This window comes from Bacillus haimaensis (genome assembly GCF_048270625.1).
Classification (GTDB): domain Bacteria; phylum Bacillota; class Bacilli; order Bacillales; family Bacillaceae_I; genus Sutcliffiella_A; species Sutcliffiella_A haimaensis.
Window position 1 is genome coordinate 371,192 of record NZ_CP158164.1, and the last position, 18,246, is coordinate 389,437.

Annotated in this window: 16 protein-coding genes; 8 read left to right on the plus strand and 8 right to left on the minus strand. The window is 41.8% G+C overall.

Annotation, left to right across the window (positions count from 1 at the left end):
- Positions 1-11: 11 nt before the first annotated feature.
- The 5 genes from ABN702_RS01635 to ABN702_RS01655 are packed head-to-tail and all read right to left on the minus strand — an operon-like array spanning position 12 to position 5,317.
- Positions 12-776, minus strand: coding sequence for an ATP-binding cassette domain-containing protein (locus ABN702_RS01635; protein ID WP_417899130.1), 765 nt, complete (start codon positions 774-776; stop codon positions 12-14).
- 13 nt (positions 777-789) lie between these two features.
- Positions 790-1,605: a hypothetical protein gene (locus tag ABN702_RS01640; RefSeq protein WP_417899131.1), complete on the minus strand. Its 816-nt coding sequence runs from the start codon at positions 1,603-1,605 to the stop codon at positions 790-792.
- Positions 1,553-2,164: an RNA polymerase sigma factor gene (locus ABN702_RS01645; RefSeq protein WP_417899132.1), complete on the minus strand. Its 612-nt coding sequence runs from the start codon at positions 2,162-2,164 to the stop codon at positions 1,553-1,555. Before ABN702_RS01645 ends, ABN702_RS01640 begins: the two co-directional genes overlap by 53 nt.
- A gap of 37 nt (positions 2,165-2,201) precedes the next feature.
- Positions 2,202-4,451 (minus strand): hypothetical protein, encoded by a 2,250-nt coding sequence (locus ABN702_RS01650; protein WP_417899133.1) that lies wholly within the window; start codon positions 4,449-4,451, stop codon positions 2,202-2,204.
- Entirely contained in the window at positions 4,448-5,317 is an 870-nt protein-coding gene (locus ABN702_RS01655) for an ABC transporter ATP-binding protein (RefSeq protein ID WP_417899134.1), read from the minus strand. Before ABN702_RS01655 ends, ABN702_RS01650 begins: the two co-directional genes overlap by 4 nt.
- 201 nt (positions 5,318-5,518) lie before the next feature.
- On the opposite strand from ABN702_RS01655, the gene ABN702_RS01660 reads away from it, so the two are divergent.
- The 6 genes from ABN702_RS01660 (at position 5,519) to ABN702_RS01685 (ending at position 14,524) form a co-directional block, all read left to right on the plus strand.
- Positions 5,519-6,532, plus strand: a complete 1,014-nt coding sequence (locus ABN702_RS01660) for a LacI family DNA-binding transcriptional regulator (protein ID WP_417899135.1) — start codon at positions 5,519-5,521, stop codon at positions 6,530-6,532.
- Positions 6,533-6,696: 164 nt separating this feature from the next.
- A complete protein-coding gene (locus ABN702_RS01665; protein ID WP_417899136.1) occupies positions 6,697-8,007 on the plus strand; it encodes an ABC transporter substrate-binding protein in 1,311 nt (436 codons plus the stop codon).
- Between the two features lie 72 nt (positions 8,008-8,079).
- Entirely contained in the window at positions 8,080-8,964 is an 885-nt protein-coding gene (locus ABN702_RS01670; RefSeq protein ID WP_417899137.1) for a carbohydrate ABC transporter permease, read from the plus strand.
- Between the two features lie 12 nt (positions 8,965-8,976).
- Positions 8,977-9,807: a carbohydrate ABC transporter permease gene (locus ABN702_RS01675; RefSeq protein WP_417899138.1), complete on the plus strand. Its 831-nt coding sequence runs from the start codon at positions 8,977-8,979 to the stop codon at positions 9,805-9,807.
- 44 nt (positions 9,808-9,851) lie between these two features.
- A complete protein-coding gene (locus ABN702_RS01680; RefSeq protein ID WP_417899139.1) occupies positions 9,852-11,183 on the plus strand; it encodes a GH1 family beta-glucosidase in 1,332 nt (443 codons plus the stop codon).
- Positions 11,184-11,287: 104 nt separating this feature from the next.
- Positions 11,288-14,524, plus strand: coding sequence for a carbohydrate binding domain-containing protein (locus ABN702_RS01685; RefSeq protein ID WP_417899140.1), 3,237 nt, complete (start codon positions 11,288-11,290; stop codon positions 14,522-14,524).
- 71 nt (positions 14,525-14,595) lie between these two features.
- On the opposite strand, the gene ABN702_RS01690 is transcribed toward ABN702_RS01685, so the two are convergent.
- Positions 14,596-14,991 (minus strand): hypothetical protein, encoded by a 396-nt coding sequence (locus ABN702_RS01690; protein WP_417899141.1) that lies wholly within the window; start codon positions 14,989-14,991, stop codon positions 14,596-14,598.
- Between the two features lie 93 nt (positions 14,992-15,084).
- Entirely contained in the window at positions 15,085-15,930 is an 846-nt protein-coding gene (locus ABN702_RS01695; RefSeq protein WP_417899142.1) for an SDR family oxidoreductase, read from the minus strand.
- 353 nt (positions 15,931-16,283) lie between these two features.
- Here ABN702_RS01695 and ABN702_RS01700 point away from each other — a divergent pair, with 353 nt between their 5' ends.
- Positions 16,284-16,895, plus strand: coding sequence for a DedA family protein (locus ABN702_RS01700; protein WP_417899143.1), 612 nt, complete (start codon positions 16,284-16,286; stop codon positions 16,893-16,895).
- A gap of 77 nt (positions 16,896-16,972) precedes the next feature.
- Positions 16,973-17,602 carry an SIMPL domain-containing protein gene (locus ABN702_RS01705; RefSeq protein ID WP_417899144.1) on the plus strand — a complete coding sequence of 210 codons (630 nt, stop codon included), beginning with the start codon at positions 16,973-16,975 and terminating at the stop codon, positions 17,600-17,602.
- Between the two features lie 316 nt (positions 17,603-17,918).
- Here the strand turns inward: ABN702_RS01705 and ABN702_RS01710 are convergent, their stop codons facing one another.
- A complete protein-coding gene (locus ABN702_RS01710) occupies positions 17,919-18,233 on the minus strand; it encodes an ArsR/SmtB family transcription factor (RefSeq protein ID WP_417899145.1) in 315 nt (104 codons plus the stop codon).
- Positions 18,234-18,246 lie beyond the last annotated feature (13 nt).

Below are 18,246 nucleotides of genomic sequence, written 5' to 3' on the forward strand. Positions count from 1 at the left end.
TGACGCGCATTTTACAAGCAGGCGTTCCGGAAGGCGGCCGGCATACACGATAAGATGCTTTTTGAAAAGTCATCATAGTCCTCGTCTCGCAGTTCCCCTTTCCATACATTTGCAGGAAGGTTTTCTTTCCACATACTCTTCTGTCCCGAATAGAGGACTTCTCCCCGGTTCATCCAAAGGACGGAGTGGCAAATATCCTCCCATTCATTCAGTTCATGTGTTGCCACGACAATGACACAATGTGAAGAAAGGGTTGTTAAATAGTTTAACAGACATTTTCGCTCATGGATATCCAAAAAGTTTAATGGCTCATCCAGAAATATATACCGTGGCCTGCCAATGAATGCCTGTGCAAGTGCCAATCTTTGCTGCATCCCTTGGGAAAGTCTCTTGATTTTTTTCTGGGCCACATCCTCCAGGTGGAAAATTCCAAGCAGTGTTTTTGTTTGCTGTATGGCAAAATCCTTTCCGATCCCTTTGAGCTGGGACATATACAACATTAATTTAAAGGGGGTATAGTCTTGGTACAGTTCAATGCCGGTAGGGACAAAGCCTATCTTGCTGCGAACATGGGCAAGATTGTTATCCATGGTATCTTCGTCGTAATGAATGGACCCAATAGATGCGCTGATGGCTGTTGCCAACAGATGAAGCAGTGTCGACTTTCCGGAACCATTGTTACCTACAAGTATCGTTATACCCTTTTCAAATGTAAGTTCATCAATGGAAAGTGAAAATTTTTTATAGCTCCAATTCAGATCCTTTATCGTAATCATGCTGATGCCCCCGTTATTGTTCCATTGACTGAAGTACTAGACTTTTTCTGAAAGCATGGAAAAGGAGTAGTGTTCCCAGAATAACCAATGACCCTTGAATACTGGCAATCTGGCTGTAGGAGATATCCAGGCGATAGGACATATCCCTGACCATGACGGTTCCAATGAAAATGGCAACCCATGAAACGATCCCCATTCCGAATCCGATCTTCACTCCTCTGTTCATCATAAAATAGGCAAATACTCCGAATATGAAAATGGCTGGTGCAATCCAATGCAATAAAAACGGAAGTAAATGGAACTGTGCCATGGCAAAGCTGAGATAAATCGAGCTGACTATACCGAAAAGTAGGTTCATGGCAAATATGATAATCATTCTGCTTAACAGAAGTAAAGCAGGCGGAAATGGCGTAATCCCTTCAATGGTGCGCATCTGCTTGTTCCAGGTCTGATACGTATAAAATACTCCTACCAACATGGATAAGGGGATGGCAAACATATAGAAAACAGGTGCACTTGAAACATCAACATTGGAAGTATAAAGGGTGAGCATGATGAAAATGATGATGCTTGCTACCCAGAAATGCCACTGGTAAAAGGAAACCTGTGCCTTCAGTTGGTAAAAGAGCGAAGGTGCTTTCATTGCTTCGTAATGGAATTCTTCCAAATCTTCATCGGCTATTTGATTAAAAGCAGGCTGCAAAGCTGCAAGTAAGGCTTTCGTATCCTGACTTGTCGGCGTCTTTACTACATAAGAAGAAAACATGTCCTTCATTTCATCCTCTAGTTGATATAGCTCTTGGTCGTTCTGATGCTGATGGTCCTTCATCTCTCTTCGCCTCCTTTTCCGATTCTTTCGATAATACCCCTTTAAGTTTCTTCAAGGCATGGAACAGATTGGACTTCACTGTTCCGAGTGGGATATCCAGTATTTCGGCAATTTCCTTCAGTTTCAAATCCTGGTAAAACCGCAGCACGACAATCTGCTGCTGGGCATCAGATAAGGTGTTAAGGGATGCCAATACTTCTTTACGTGTTTCCTGTCGTTCATATATCTCTATGACAGAGGCTTTCTGATCCACAGCTATCGGCATTTCCTCTTTTGCTGTACCTTCCGTGCGATACTGGGCGCTTCGCCAATAATCCCTGCAAAGATTGGATGCCACCCTATAAAGCCATGCCTTCGGATAGGTAGGGATTTTCTTCATCTGTAGCTGTTTTATTAATCGGATAAATGTCTCCTGTACGATATCTTCCGCTTTTTTTGAATCTTTTAATAGTCTCTCCACATACTGGTGAATCGGTACATGGTATCGATGGACAAAGGCTTCAAATGCAGCCTGGTTGCCCTCTGCCATCTGTTCGAGCAGCTGTTCATCGCTGATCACTGGCTGTCCCTCCTTTTGGTCTTGTCCTTTTCTCCTATTATTTACGCATTATCTTATTCCATTTAATTTTCCAGTCGTAATAACTGTAGCCAGGGGTGGAGCTTGCCTTCATATCCTCGTGGACCTCACGAAGAAACTGCTTTACTTTCTCTTTATTACCTTTTTCCCATTCCTTTGCCACCAGAAATACTATTTCTTCCTCCGGTGCAAGTTCTTCTTGTGTAAGCCTGTTATCCATCTTCTCCACTATCGTACTGCCTTCTTCATGATCTAGGTAGCCTAATGAAGTGAGATTCCAATAATTTGAGCCACCTAACCGCTGGAAATCCTCCCAACTGAATTGGTAGTATTCCTTGAAAACTACAAGCAGGTATGCCTGGATCATCCCATGGTAGACCGTGAAATCGTCAGAAGTAGCGTACGGACTATGCGGATAATGCTTAAATAGAAGGTCGGTAATAAAATGCGCTTCTACATCCAGGAACAAGTCTTGATTAACGACTTCAGGACCATAAGAATAGAAGTACTGCCTGCTTCTTTCATCCGCAAAAAATGCATCATCGATTGTATTGATAAAGTAACTTTCAGAACCTGTATACTCCAGGGATGGTAAATACACGAATTTTCCCTTAAAACTATTACTGATGGTAAGCCAACTGTTCAAATAGGGAAGAATTCCGTCAAGATCCCCCAATTCCTTCTCAAGCTGCTCCACATGCTTTTCCATGCTGATAATATGTGTCCCAAAAGGCAATTTCTTTTCCACCAAGCCTGCTTGTGAGAAAAGGGTCAAACCTGGAGTTGTATTGCTTGTAATTAGAATGGACCCATCAGGCTGTCTGCTGATTACCTCAAAAGTCCCGTAAATAGGCTGTTCAAAGCCCTTCAATGTGACGGAAAAATTGGTCGGAGGTATGTTTCGGCTTAATTCTGCGGAACGATGATAGTAATTGGTAAATAGATTTTTCGTCGAACCATTCACGAATTTCTCAAATACCGGAAATTCCCCCATAATTGGATACCAGGCGATATAAGAAGGAAGAAACATATTGTCATCCTGCAGAAAAGCAAAGTTTTTTTCTCTGGAGAATGAATAGCTCCATTCATTCAATGTTCCTTGATAGGTGACAGACAAGGTGTTGGAGAAATTGTTCTCAAGGTTTTCGAGCGTGATGTTGCTGTTCTCCCTATGATAATCCACATCTTTTCCGTTCCATCTGATGGAAGAAATTTCAAAAGTTGGATAAAGGGTGAAGGTTAAGCGGTTCTCTTCCAAACTGTCCAATCTTATTTCGGATTCAACGAGAATGGTAGAGTCGCCAACACGTTCGACTTCCAATCTATAGTTCTCCGTTTCAATAAAGGAAGTAAAGTCAGTCTTTGATTCTTCCAGATTTTCCTGGTTCACTGCATGGCGGAAAAGCTTTTCCGATTTGGTGACTCTCTCTGTCCATAGATTGGTGTAGGGAGCAGCGGAAGCGGTGGTCAACACTACGATGAGCACTACACCTATAGCTGCACTTCTCTTTTTGGAAGAAAGACGGTTCGTCCCCGATCTCCACACCGTTAAACTCAAGAGCAGCAAACTGAAAAAGAAGACAAACATCCGGGACAGCCATGCTTCCTTTTGTGCCAAATTGAAGGCCCAGCCCTCTGACTGGTTTTGGTCCAGAAAAAATTGACTCAGGTGAAAAGTTTTCAAATAATAGAGTTGATATTTTTGAATAATAAAACCTTCCATGAAAAAAGTACCGAACATCCAGGCACAGAATGCAATGATATAGACAATCCGGTTTGGAATCATCGCAGCCAAAAACATCCCTAGGGCAATCGATACAAAGTAGGATACTTGGCTTTGAAGTGCCAGCACCCAACCATGATCAGCCAGGAAATCCAACGGCTCATCCTGTATCATTCCAATTGCTGTAAAAGATACAAAGAAGATGACCGTATAGATCAGGCTGTATAGATTGATGGCACTGAATTTGGCTAGTATGATTCCCCGATAGGAGGTGGGCAGGGAATTTGTCCAATCCAGCATAACCGTCTGCTTTTCCCTCCTGATACTTAGAACACTTGCAAGAAACATAACACCTAAAGATACGGTGTGACCAACAGCCAGGAATTCATTTGAACGCTGTAAAAAGGGTTGTGCTGCTTGATATGGTCCCTGAAAGGTAAACCAGATATAAATGGAAACAAAATAAAGCAGTGGACCGATGAGAAACAGCCAATTCTTGAAAAGGAAGGTAAGCTCCAACTGCAGGTGTCGAATATAAGTAATCATGATCTATCCCCCAACAGGGAAAGATATCCCTCTTCTAAAGCAGGTGTGGTAAGGGTGGCGCCTGAAAAGGGCTTTTCATCTGTCAATATTCTTACCTTTACGAAGCTTCCTTGCTGTTGCTTGATGGAATAGATCAAGTTTTCCGCTTTAAGATGCACAAGTTCATTCTTATGCATGTCCATCTCCCAAACCTTACCCTTGGCTTCCTCCGATAGATCCTCCACGGTCCCATCCAAAACAAGTCTGCCTCTATCCAAAACGGCTATCTCATAGCAGCTGCTTTCAATATCTGTTACAACATGTGTGGATAGAATAATAGCTTTATCTTTCCCTTCCGAGGAAAGAAGGTTTCTGAACCTTAGCCTTTCCTCCGGATCAAGCCCGACGGTAGGCTCATCGAGAATGACGACCGAGGGGTTCCCGATGAATGCCTGTGCAATACCGAGCCGTTGCTTCATCCCATGGGATAAGGTCTTCACTTTTTCATTGATTTTTTCCTGAAGATTCACTCTTTCAAGCAGATCATGTATGGTCTTTTTACGAAGTGATTTACTTCTGATGCCCTTCATCACGGCCACATAATCCAATACCTCCATCGGAGTCAGCTGGGGGTAAACGTGAAAACTCTGAGGAAGATAACCAATCATATGACGTACCTTTTCAGGATGCCGGGTCAGAGAAATGGCGTTCATCCTTATGTCTCCGCCTGTTGGATTCAAAAGCGTTGCCAGTATTCTCATCAATGTCGTTTTTCCGGCTCCATTTGGTCCAAGAAGTCCAAATACGCCATTGGATATGCTTAAATTAATTAAATCGAGCGCAGCAGTTTCTTTATAATGTTTTGATAGATTCTCAATTTTTAACATGGTAGATCCTACTTTCTTGTAGAAAAAACATATATGCTTTCCTTCATTATAACGAAATAAAAGGGAAAAGGGTTCAGGTTAGAGTATAAAAAGAATTGGTTGAAAAGTTTTTCAACAATTCTAAAAAAGACATTGACTATGGGTGATGTGTATCATATACTAAATTTCGAAAGCGCTTTCGTTTCGAGTGAGGGAGAAATTATGACAACTATTTATGACATTGCCAAAAAAACAGGTTTTTCTATCACTACTGTATCAAAAGTTTTAAATAACTATACAGATGTGAGTGATAAAACCAAAAAGAAAGTATTAGCAGCTGTGGAAGAAATGGGGTATTTCCCTAATTCCCACGCTAGGACATTGACTACCAAAAAGTCATGGACAATCGGTGTTGTTTTCATGGAATCACTCGGTGGAGGAATGAAGCATCCATTCTTTAACGCAGTTATTGAAAGCTTCAAACAAAGAGCTGAGCAATTTGGATATGATATGCTCTTTGTTTCGAGGAACATACAAAATGAGAAGAAAAGCTACCTTGACCACTTTCAGTATAGAGGAGTGGATGGAGTAGTCATTGTATGTTCAGTTGTGGATGATCCGGAAGTGAAGAAATTAATGGAATCCAATGTTCCAACAGTAGTAATCGATATGCACAGTACGAAGTCAAGTGTGGTCTACAGTGATAATAGCCATGGAAGTGTCCTGGCTTTCGATTATTTGTACGCTTTGGGCCATAGAAAAATTGCTCATATCTTTGGTCATCAGGAAACATTTGCAGGTACTGAAAGATTAAAAGGGTTTTTAAGAGCTGCGGAAAAACACAACCTTGAAATCCCCAAGTCGTATATTGTAAGCGGTGAGTACTTCTCCATAAAGGGAGGAGAACAGGCAATGCATACATTATTGTCTTTGGAAGACCCTCCTACCGCTGTGTATGCAGCCGGGGACAATATGGCTTTAGGGGCGATGAAAGCAATCAGGGCAAAAGGTTTAAAAGTACCCGAAGACATTTCTGTAGTCGGTTTTGACGATATTGAAATTGCGAAACATCTTACTCCTGCTTTAACGACCATCAGACAGGATATGGAACTGATTGGTTCACAAGCAGCAGATGTACTGTTATCACAAATCAACGAAAAAAGAAAAACAAGTGTAGCCATTACCATACCAGTAGAGTTGCTGGAAAGAGATTCTTGCAGGCCGATAAATGGCTGAACTGTTTTCCTCTAGTTCAACAAGGATTGTAGGATTAACACATCCTCTTTCCTGTGTCTGATTGTTTACGAAAGCGCTTTAGTATTTTATGGATATTTACGAAAGCGCTTTAGTAATAATGTGAAAGTATAAAAATAAAAGAAATCTTAATGGGGGTAGTTCAATTGAAGAAAAGTTTATTATTAATGATTACTGCAATTCTTTCTTTATCGATTTTTGCTGGTTGTAATAGTGACAAAACATCTTCTAAAGCTGATTTGACGGTTTGGTCTTTTACTGACGAGTTGCAGGAACCTATCAATGTGTTCAAGGAAAAGAACGGCGTTACCGTAGATCTTACAATCATTCCGATTGAAGATTATCCAACCAGATTACGTCCGGTCCTGGAGAGCGGTCAGGGTGCACCTGATGTATTCACAGGAGAACTTGCTTTTATCAAGGATTGGGTGGAACAGGACTATTGGGAAGATTTATCACAGGAGCCATATAATGTGCAAGACTGGGAAGAAGACTATATCCCTTATGTATTCGACCTTGGGAAAGACTCGGAAGGAAAGATCAAAGCTGTATCCTGGCAGACGACACCTGGAGGAATCTTCTATAGAAGAAGTATTGCCAATGAAGTCTTAGGTACTGATGATCCCGCTAAAATTGGTGAAATGTTCAGTGATATGGATGGCTTGTTTGAGGTTGGAGAGCAAATGAAATCAGCTGGATACCGTTTGTTCCCGGATGAAGGGGCGGTCCGTTGGTTTGCACAAGGTCAAGATCCACAACCATGGGTGAACGAAAATAATGAATTGGTACTTACGGAAGGCAGAATCAATTACTTCGATTATGCAAAAGAATTAAGAGATAAAGATTTGACTGCATTTGCTCCGGAATGGTCTCCGGCTTGGTTTGCTGCAATGGATGAACCGATCAATTACAATGCAGGCTGGGAAGAAGTGAAAGAGGACAGTTCAGATCAGACAGAAGTATTTGCATACGCACTACCAACTTGGGGTCTTCACAGTGTTTTGAAAACGAATACGGAAGAAACTGTTGGAGATTGGGCAGTAACAAACGGCCCGAACTCATATTTCTGGGGTGGGACTTGGTTAGGAATCTATAAAGGCTCTGACAATAAAGATCTAGCTTGGGATTTTGTACAAATGATGACTCATGACGAAGAGTTCTTAACAGATTGGGCAACAGAAACGGGAGATGTCTTGTCGTACCTGCCTGTTACTGAAAAGATTAAAGGTGAATTTTCAGAGCCATTCTTAGGGGGACAAAATAACTATACGTTCTTCTTGGAGGAAGCACAAAACATCAACCCAGGTACTGTTACAAGATATGATCAACAGATCGACGGATTCTTCGGATCCATGGTTGGGGAGTATGTGGAAGGAACGAAAACGAAAGAAGAAGCAATTGAAGAGTTCTATCGTTTAGTGAAAAATGCATATCCGGATATCAAAACACCTGAATAATGCAACAAATGGATGTGGTGGGGGTGAAAAATTGGCTCCCATCGCATCATTTAAAGAAGGAAGGCGATTACTTTGAAGAAAAAAGATCATTATGGATACCTGTTCATCCTGCCATTTTTTATCGTCTTTGCCATTTTTAGCATCTATCCAATACTATTAACCTTTTATTATAGTTTTACCAACTATTCCGGTATGGGAGTACCTGATGTTATTGGATTGGCTAACTATACAAGACTACTGACTGACAGCTACTTTCTACAAGCATTTTTTAATACTTGGTACATATGGGGAGTCAACTTCTTCTTTCAAATGCTGATTGCATTGGGGCTTGCCATCTTGTTCTCCGATATTCGCATGAAAATGCAAGGCCTCGGCTTCTTCCGGGCGGTACTTTATCTTCCCAACCTGATAACCATTGCTTCGGTAGCCTTACTGTTTGGTATTTTACTAGGATGGCATCATGGTACATTGAATCATCTATTGATGGATTTAGGGATTATTTCACAGCCAATTAACTGGCTGAACGATCCTACTACAGCAAAATGGTCCGTTGCTCTTATTGGAGCCTGGATGTGGTTTGGCCATACATTCATCGTTTTAATGGCTGGTATTTCAGGTATCTCAAAAGATTATTATGAAGCAGCACTTATCGATGGAGCCAACCGTTGGAAAACATTGTTCCATATTACCTTGCCTTTGCTTAAGCCGATCATGTTATACATTATGATTACTTCTTTAATAGGCGGATTGCAGATTTTCGAGCTCCCGATGTTATTGACGGATGGAATGGGTGCGCCGCAAGGATCTTTGAACACGATGGTTTTATATATGTATAATCAGGCATTTAAATTTAACAACTATGGATACGCCGCAGCGGTCGCATACGGATTATTCTTGATTACGTTAATCTTCTCGTTTGCAACATTTAAAGCTATGTACCGCAAAAGCATGGATTAGGAGTGAGTTAGTGTGAATAAAAGGATTTTTATCAAAAGCCTCCTATACGGGCTTTTAATATTGCTTGCGATTATTAGCTTTATCCCTTTTTATATGATGGTCATCAATGCCACCAGGTCCAATTCGGAAATCCTGCGTGAAGGATTTACCCTGCTGCCTGGCACTTCCATTATGGAAAATTATGAAAGATTGATAAGCTTCGTCAATATATGGCAAGGCTTCGGTAATAGTGTATTTATCGCAATTTGTGTAACGGTATTAAGCTCATACTTTTCTGCACTGACGGCGTATGGGTTTGCAATCTATAACTTCAAAGGAAAGAACTTTCTATTCGTATCCGTTTTAATATTGATGATGGTACCAGGTCAGCTTGGCCTGATCGGTTTTTATGACCTTAACAAAACTCTAGGTACATTAGATAGTTATATTCCATTAATTATTCCAGCTATAGCGAGTCCATTCGTTGTTTTCTTCCTACGACAATTTCTTGTCTCCACCCTGCATCCGACATTATTGGAAGCTGCCAGAATGGATGGAGCAAGTGAAATAAGAATTTTTCATACGATAGGCTTACCTATCATGATGCCGGCAGTAGCTACAATGGGTATTTTCACCTTTATCGGATCTTGGAACAACTACATCGTTCCGTTAGTTGTCTTATTCAGTCCGGAAAAGTACACCTTACCTGTAATGATGGGCTTCTTGAGAGGATCAAAGGTAGCAGAAAATCTAGGTTCTATGTATTTAGGAATAGCGATATCGGTTGTACCAATTATGATCATCTTCTTGTTCCTATCAAAATACATCATAAGCAGTATTTCAGCAGGTTCAGTAAAAGAATAGATTTTAGACAATATACAACTAGATAAATAGAAGAGGTGATCGGCATGTCAAGTTTTTCAAAAGACTTTATTTTTGGAACAGCAACATCCTCCTATCAAATAGAAGGAGCGCACGATGAAGGAGGTCGTACTCCCTCCATCTGGGATGCTTTTTCAAGGACGCCAGGGAAAGTGTGGAATGGAGATACAGGTGATATTGCTTGTGATCATTATCACCGCTATGAAGAAGATATCAACATTATCAAAAGCCTTGGTGTGGATTCGTATCGTCTATCCATTGCCTGGCCAAGAATTTTCCCCCAGCAAGGTGTTTATAACCAAGAGGGGATGGACTTTTATAAGAAGTTGATCCATGGGTTACTGGATGCCGGAATCAAGCCGATGGTTACGTTATATCATTGGGACCTGCCAATGTGGGCTCATGAGCAGGGGGGCTGGGTTAGCCGCGAATCAGTTTCATGGTTTATGGAATTCGCAGAAAAATGCTATGAGGAACTTGATGAACTGGTCTATTCCTGGATTACCCACAATGAGCCGTGGTGTGCGAGCTTCCTGAGCTACCATCTTGGGCATCATGCTCCCGGGTCTACGAACCTTGAAGAGGGAGTAAAAGCAGCCCATCATATTCTACTTTCACATGGTGAAGCGGTTAAATTGTTAAAAGGAAAATTCAGCTCCTCTACACCGATCGGGATTACACTTAACCTTGCACCGGCGTATGCACCTACGGATACATTCAATGACCAAATAGCAAGAAATAATTCGGACGGCTATGCCAACCGATGGTTCCTGGATCCAATTTTCAAAGGTTCCTACCCTATGGATATGATAAATTTGTTCTCAAAATTGATTCATAACTTTGATTTCATCCAGGAAGGAGACCTACAGACAATATCGACGGAATGTGATTTCTTTGGAATCAACTATTACAGCAGGTCACTAGTAGAGTTTGATCCAAGCTCGCCAATGTTGAGTAAAGGCGCTTACTCGGACTATCCGAAAACGGGAATGGGTTGGGATATCTCTCCAAAGGAATTCAAGGAATTGATAAGAAGCCTGCGAGAAAACTATACAGATCTGCCAATCTATATAACCGAGAACGGTGCGGCGTATGACGACTTCGTTGAGAACGGATGTGTCCATGATAAAGAGCGTATAGACTATGTTGAAAAGCATATTAAAGCTGTAGCGGAACTGAACGATGAAGGAATGAACGTTGCCGGATACTTCCTATGGTCCTTATTCGATAATTTTGAATGGGCGTTCGGATACGACAAGCGATTTGGAATCGTCTATGTCAATTTTGAGACACAGGAAAGAATCCTTAAAGATAGTGCAAAACGCTATAAAGAAATCATCCAAACAAGAAATATCTAGCCACTCTTTCCTGAGTGGTTTTTTTTATAAAGTTCTTTTAAATGAAAGGAGGTGATATTGCAAGGGATTTGCAGTGAAAAAAGGATTTTGGGAGGAGAAAGAAGATGGTGAAAAAAGGGGTAAGTGTAGCTGTGGCTTTTTTGTTAATGTGGGCAAGTTTGGCTCCTGCCATGGCAAATGAAAATGTCGACGAAAGAGCGGTTGAATCAGATGGGGAGAAAAATTGGCAGCTGGTTTGGGAAGAGGAATTTGAAGGAAGTACGCTCGATTACAGCAAATGGTCCTACGATCAAGGAAATGGCTTTGTCCAGGAAGACGGCAACTATGTTCCGGGGTGGGGAAATGAGGAGCTGCAGTATTATTCCAAGGATAATGTGAAAGTGAAAGATGGAATGCTGACAATCGAAGGGAAAAAAGAAACCGTGTCGGATGAAAGAGGGACATATGACTATACGTCCGGAAAAATTCATACGAAGGGTAAGTTCCATCAGAAATACGGAAAATTCGAAGCGAAAATAAAATTGCCGCCTGGTCAAGGGTTTTGGCCAGCTTTTTGGATGATGCCACAGGAAGATAATTATGGTGGATGGGCAGCTTCCGGGGAAATTGACATTATGGAGGCGGCTGGAGGAACACCCGATAAAATGGGAGGAGCCATTCATTATGGTGGCCAATGGCCAAATAACACCTACACGGCCAAAGACTATCATTTTGCAGACGGAGAAGATATCACAGACTTTCATGTTTATTCAGTGGAATGGGAACCTGGCGAAATCAGGTGGTATGTGGATGGTGAGTTGTTCCAGACATTGAATAATTGGAGCAGCATTGGCGCGGGAAATGCAACCAAGTATTCCTACCCGGCTCCTTTTGACCAGGAGTTCTATCTTATACTGAACCTTGCAATCGGAGGGTGGTATGGAGGAGGTCCCAATGATTCGACCGTTTTTCCTGGAGAAATGCTGGTGGATTATGTGAAGGTGTATAAAATGGAAGATAGCGAGTATAGAGAGGCAATAGAACCTGTTTTTGAACCGGAGGAATTGCCAAGCGGTTCTAAAGAGGCGATTGATGGCAACTATATTTATGATACGGACTATGAGAGAGGCTTCACTACTGTAAAAGCACAAACAGATCAGCTAAATGATACATATTGGAACTTTGTTCATTTAGACCAGTTTGGAGGCAATGGGGCAGTAAGTGTGGATACCATCAATGAAAAAAGGTTTGCAAAAGTGGATATCTCGCAAGCGGGGGGACAACCACATTCTGTCCAGCTCATTCAGCAAATGCCGGTCGGGAAGGGCAGAACCTATAAAGTAAGCTTTGATGCAAGAGCTTCGGGTAACAGGAATGTGAATTTGAAAGTAAGCGGCGGTGAAGAAAGAGGATGGTCCCTTTACTCCGCAAATTATGAAGTGCCATTAACGGATGAAGTTCAATCTTATGCTTACACATTCCAGATGCAAGCCGAATCCGATTCGAAAGCACGCTTGGAGTTCAACATGGGTCTTAATGGCCAGACAGTCTGGATAGGAAATGTGAAAGTGGAAGAAGTGGATGCCATCGATCCATACAATGAAGACGCAGCGAAGCCACCGCTACGTAATGGCAACCACATTTATAATGGTACCTTTGATCAGGGCCGCATGGACCGAATGACATATTGGAATTTTATAATAAACGGTGCAGATGCACAAGCATATGTAACAGAAGAGCAAAGGGAGTTGGCAGTGGATATCAACGATGGCGGGGATATCGCGGCATTACAGCTTGTCCAAAAAGGTATAAAACTTGAGAAAAACAGCGAATATTTGCTGACATTCACTGCAAGTGCTGCAGCCAACAGGGATGTTCAGGTTGCCTTGGTAAGCAAAGACGGTTCTGTCGATTACTCAGGTTCACAAACAATTGGATTGTCCACAGAAAGTGAAGAAAAGACAGTTACTTTGACAATGAATGATTTGGAAGACCTTGAAGGCCAGCTGGTCTTTTATTTGGGAGGCAGTAATCATGATGTCAGGCTGGATGATGTGACACTATTGCAAGTGTCAAAGCCTGAAGCCGGGGCATTACCCCTCCATGAGATTTTCCCACTGAAGAACGGAAATTTTGCAGATGGTTTGAACAGCTGGAATTCCCATGTTCAAGGAATCTATGATGGACCTTCCAAAGCGAGTTTTCTAGTGGTTGATGGCAAGGCGGAAATATCCATTGATCATGAAGGAAACAATCCTTGGGACTTAATTTTCATGCAGGAAAATCTGCCATTGAATTCTGGGTATCGCTATACTGTTTCTTTTGATGCGAAATCCAGTGAAAGCAGGGAAATGGAAGTAGTAATGGAAGATAGTCAATATAATCGATTCTTATCGGAAAAAGTGGCATTGACCTCTGAATTTGAGCGTTACACATTTGAGTTCGATATGGAAAATTCGGAGACAGCTGCCTTAAAGTATCTGCTTGGGAAAATCGATGGAGCAGATATAATCGGCAAAAGTCACCATGTGACGATAGACAATGTATTGGTAGAAATCAAAGAAGAAAGAGAGAAACTGTTTCCTCTGAAAAATGGAGACTTCGGATTGGAATTGGAGCATTGGAATTCTCATGTCCAAGGAGTCTATGATGGACCGTCCAGCGCAACGGTGACAGAAAAGGAAGAAGAAGCGGTGATCAAGATCGACAATGTGGGTAACAATCCATGGGATATCTCCTTTTTCCAAGAAAACCTTGAGTTGACGAAAGGAAGGACATATCTTTTAGAATTTGATGCCAGGTCAACAGTAGATAGAAAAATGGAAATAGTGATAGATAATGGAGCGCCTAGCTATACCAGATATTTTGAAAGAATCCTAGACATATCCACAACAACTGAAACATTCACATTTCAATTTGAAGCGGGTACCGATGATATTACAGGCTTGAAATTTCTCCTGGGTAAAGTAGATAACATTGATGTTCCAACAGCCCATGAAATTTTCATAGACAATATAAAGTTGGAAGTGAAGGATGCTAGGAGCTACATTGAAATGGAGGAGCAGCCAGAAGGAACCAATCCTGAAAATCCTGAAGAAACGGAAGACCCAGAGAATGAGGAAGAAAATCCTGTAATAACGGATCCTCATAAGGAAAATCCTGAAAATACGGAAGACGAAGACCAAGACAAAGACAAGGATAAACAAGAAGAGGAAGCTTCAACGCCAGAGAAAGAAAAACAAAAAGGGAAAAACACATTACCGATAACTGCTACATCAATTTATACGTATTTATTGTTTGGAATTATCTCACTTTCATTGGGAATGGCCCTATTCTTTGTTCAAAGAAGGAGGACTTCCTGAACCTTCTCTTAGGAAGAGAAACAAGGACTGCTATCAGGCAGTCCTTGTTTCATTTATGATATCTGCCCCTGCTATCGCCATCTAAGAGATATCGTCAAATGGCAGCACTCCGTTTCACCGACAGAAGAGGAAAGTTTTAAATTGATGCCATCGGGATTATAATCCGTTTTCACTCCTGCGTGTACCCCCGTGCTCTTTAAGAGCTGATCCACTTTCTCCATCTTCCCTTCTTGAGCTGCACCCATTACTTCAGAAGCAAAATCTTTTGAATCGGATAATTTCTTTAAGATAATACTCGCTTCCTTCATCAGCTGCTGCATGGCCCCTGCGGATTCGGTGAAAAACGTTGGATCCACAGTGGGGTAGGAACGGTACTTCGGGATGTAGGTCCCATTCAAATAGGGATAAACGGGAAAGTACGTATTGCGGGGATAGTAGTGGGGCTGCGGGTATTGATGATAGTACATGACTTTTCCCTCCAAACCAGGATTTCATTTTACATACATACTATATGTGAAAAGACCGGTTTGGAGAGTTGTCAACCCAAATGAAGTGGTCATTCAGGGCTTCTGCAGCTGTTTTAGAACCATGCGCTCCCAGGTTTTCCAGGGGATGAGCCTCTTAAGGGTTAGCATAAAGGTGACACCCTTTCCTACTGTATAGCGAAGGGATGGGTTCCCCTTGGCTTCTGCAATTTTCAGAGCCAAGAATCCAACCTCGGAAGGATCTCCATAACTGCTTCTTTCTGCTAGCATTCTATTATTTATCGTTGTAAACATGCTTTTGTATGGGGAGATGTCACTACCCGCATTTTGGGAAAGATGTGTGCCGCTTGTCCAAATATTTGTCTGAAACGAACCGGGTTCCAAAAGCACGACATCTATTCCAAAGTCTTTTACCTCCAAGCGAAGGCTTTCACTGTAGCCTTCTAGGGCGTATTTGGAAGAGACATAGGGTGAGAGTGCGGGAAAGCCGACCAATCCGCTGATCGAGCTGATATTGATGATCCTCCCGGAGCCTTGCTTCCTCATGAAAGGGAGGACAGCATTAGTAACGCGGATCACTCCGAAAAAGTTTGTTTCGAATTGCAGCTTATATTCCTCAACTGTAAGCTCTTCGGCAAACCCTGCCACGGCAAAACCGGCGTTATTGATAAGCACATCTATCCGTTGGAAAGCATTTAATGCAGTTTGAAATTGCGCGACAGATTGGTCATGTGATACATCTAAGAATAAGAGGGTTAGATTCGTTCGGTCCTGTTCAGATAGTCCGGAGAGGACCTCCTGTATTTTATTTTCCTGCCTTATCGTAGCAATCACGTGATAGCCAGCCTGTAAAAAGACTTTCGTGAACGTTTTTCCAAAGCCCCCGGAAGCGCCTGTAATCAGAACGGTTTTATTGGTCATGCACAATCTCCTTTCCATACAAGTAATATAGAAAAATCTGTCAGCGAGTTGTTTAGTTTAGAGAGCTGATATAAAAGGAATATAGAGGTAACACGAAGAAGTACAAATAAAAAGGCTCTTTTCGCAAAGTTTGTTGCTTATGTCCGTAAAAGATCGGCTTTTGGATTTTTTACAGCATTTCTCACTTTAATATTCAAAGAGAAAATAAATCAATTTACACGGGAAAAGAGCACGAATGCAAGTAATATTACGTGTTTAAGTTAGATACGTCAAAAGCAACAATTTAATGCGAATACAGCAAATAAAAATGATTTGTATCAAATCCTTCGCTGAATGCGGAAAGAAGGGATCGCATGGATTTTGATATTATTTTACAACTAATACGCGACTATGGATATATAGGATTGTTCTTTTGGCTTTGGTTAGGCATGTTTGGCATACCGGTCCCAAATGAAGTGCTTGTCAGTTCAATAGGAATCATTTCCTATAAAGGGATTCTGCAGACCACTCCAGCACTGCTGACCATCTATTTGGGTGTAATCTCAAGTTTGACCACTTGCTATCTTTTGGGAAGATGTCTTGGAAGCGGCTTGTATTCCACAATGGAGAAGAATGAAAAAGTGGAGGCCTCCCTGGCAAGAGGGGAAGCGCTAATCAATAAGTATCATGCATTTGCCCTATGTATTTCCTACTTCCTTCCAGGCGCAAGAAATGTCGTTCCGTTTTTAGCAGGATTTATGAAGCTCCCATTCTATCAATTTGCGCTGGCTGCCTATTCGGCTGCCATAGTATGGGTGACAATCTTCTTCTTTATGGGGAATTATGTCTGGCATCAGGCGCAGTTTATCGTCGAATATAGAATGGAGCTTTTCCTAGCTTCCGCTATTTCTTTTGTCTTGTACTATGTCCATAGATGGTATAAAGAACTGAATGATCCCACCTTCTCTTTGCAAAAATACCGATAAAGTATTATTTCCTTCTCCCCCCTCATACAATTTAACTACAAGTAGCTATTAATAGCCAATGGAAGAGGCGGGTGTGTATGGAAAGTCCAAATCATCGTAAAATGCTGGTACAAGGAACGGCAAAAAAAGAAGTCCGTCCTGATATTGCGTATATTCAGTTGGGGGTGGTTACGTCCAATCCAAACGTTCAAACGGCCCAAGAGGAAAATCGGATAAAGGCAAATAGGATGATTCAAGCCTTGCTTCAAGCAGGAATTAATCAAAATGATATTGAAACGTCCTCCTATACATCCTTTCCCAGGTACACAGATCAGTCAGGCACACCAGTATTGACATCCTATGAAGTGCGGCATATTTTCCGAGTAACGGTGAGGGATATCACTAAGGTGGGCTCTGTAGTGGACATCGCATTTGAAAATGGAGCCAATATTTCGGAAAACCTGTCCTTTGAGGCTACCAATTATAATACGATCTACCGTCAAGTACTTCAGCAGGCAATCCTCAATGGATATAAAAAAGCATGTGCCATGGCTAGCACGATAGGTGTACGCCTTCATCCAGTTCCAGTAAGGATGGAAGAAGTGGCCCAGCAAGTGTTCTTTGGACCAAGATATGCAGGCTTTGCCCTACAGGAAAAAGCAAGTACCCCTATCGAACCCCAGGAAATTACCATTAACGCTACAGTGAACCTTGAATATATTTATTAAGTATAGGCTGTGTTACTGTCTAGTGTTGATTTAATAAGAATCTAGCTGTTGATTGGAGCAAAAGGCGGAGACTCCTCGAAAATGCGAGCATTTTCTTCGTGCGATGTATCGCTGCCGCAGCCTTCCTTGTCCTGCGGGAGATGGCGTTTAGTGGAGACCCCACAGGCGAAGCCGAGGAGGCTCACGTTAGCCCCGCGGAAAGCGCAGCCTTTTGCGGAAATCAACAGCGGTGTTTAACAGAGCATAAAAATAATACAGACCGTTCCTATCATGGTTTCCCATTAAAGGAACGGTCTGTTTTTTTCCACCTATTAACCTACCTGAACAGACAGCAAAGCTCCTCTGATAAAAGGTTGTCAACTTCCTTCTGATTCAGAGAATAATAGCTCCAGGTTCCTCTCGTTTCTTTTACGATTATTTCCGCATCAAGCAGGATTTTCAAATGATACGATAATTTAGACTGTGGCATCCCGATCAATGGAACCATATCGCATACGCACATTGCTCCGTGTTGACACAGAAGATTCATGATGTGCAGCCTTTTTTTATCGGCAACCGCCTTGTATTTACTTTCATATTTCTCGAATGTCTTCTCCAACGAAATATCATGTAGAGGTATTTCATTATTCAACGCATTTCACCTC

Bases quoted from the DNA above. Each gene is read 5' to 3' on its own strand.
- ABN702_RS01685 (WP_417899140.1), top strand. From the start codon at position 11,288: ATGGTGAAAAAAGGGGTAAGTGTAGCTGTGGCTTTTTTGTTAATGTGG.
- ABN702_RS01695 (WP_417899142.1), bottom strand. From the start codon at position 15,930: ATGACCAATAAAACCGTTCTGATTACAGGCGCTTCCGGGGGCTTTGGA.
- ABN702_RS01700 (WP_417899143.1), top strand. From the start codon at position 16,284: ATGGATTTTGATATTATTTTACAACTAATACGCGACTATGGATATATA.
- ABN702_RS01705 (WP_417899144.1), top strand. From the start codon at position 16,973: ATGGAAAGTCCAAATCATCGTAAAATGCTGGTACAAGGAACGGCAAAA.
- ABN702_RS01690 (WP_417899141.1), bottom strand. From the start codon at position 14,991: ATGTACTATCATCAATACCCGCAGCCCCACTACTATCCCCGCAATACG.
- ABN702_RS01660 (WP_417899135.1), top strand. From the start codon at position 5,519: ATGACAACTATTTATGACATTGCCAAAAAAACAGGTTTTTCTATCACT.
- ABN702_RS01650 (WP_417899133.1), bottom strand. From the start codon at position 4,451: ATGATTACTTATATTCGACACCTGCAGTTGGAGCTTACCTTCCTTTTC.
- ABN702_RS01680 (WP_417899139.1), top strand. From the start codon at position 9,852: ATGTCAAGTTTTTCAAAAGACTTTATTTTTGGAACAGCAACATCCTCC.
- ABN702_RS01635 (WP_417899130.1), bottom strand. From the start codon at position 776: ATGATTACGATAAAGGATCTGAATTGGAGCTATAAAAAATTTTCACTT.
- ABN702_RS01655 (WP_417899134.1), bottom strand. From the start codon at position 5,317: ATGTTAAAAATTGAGAATCTATCAAAACATTATAAAGAAACTGCTGCG.
- ABN702_RS01640 (WP_417899131.1), bottom strand. From the start codon at position 1,605: ATGAAGGACCATCAGCATCAGAACGACCAAGAGCTATATCAACTAGAG.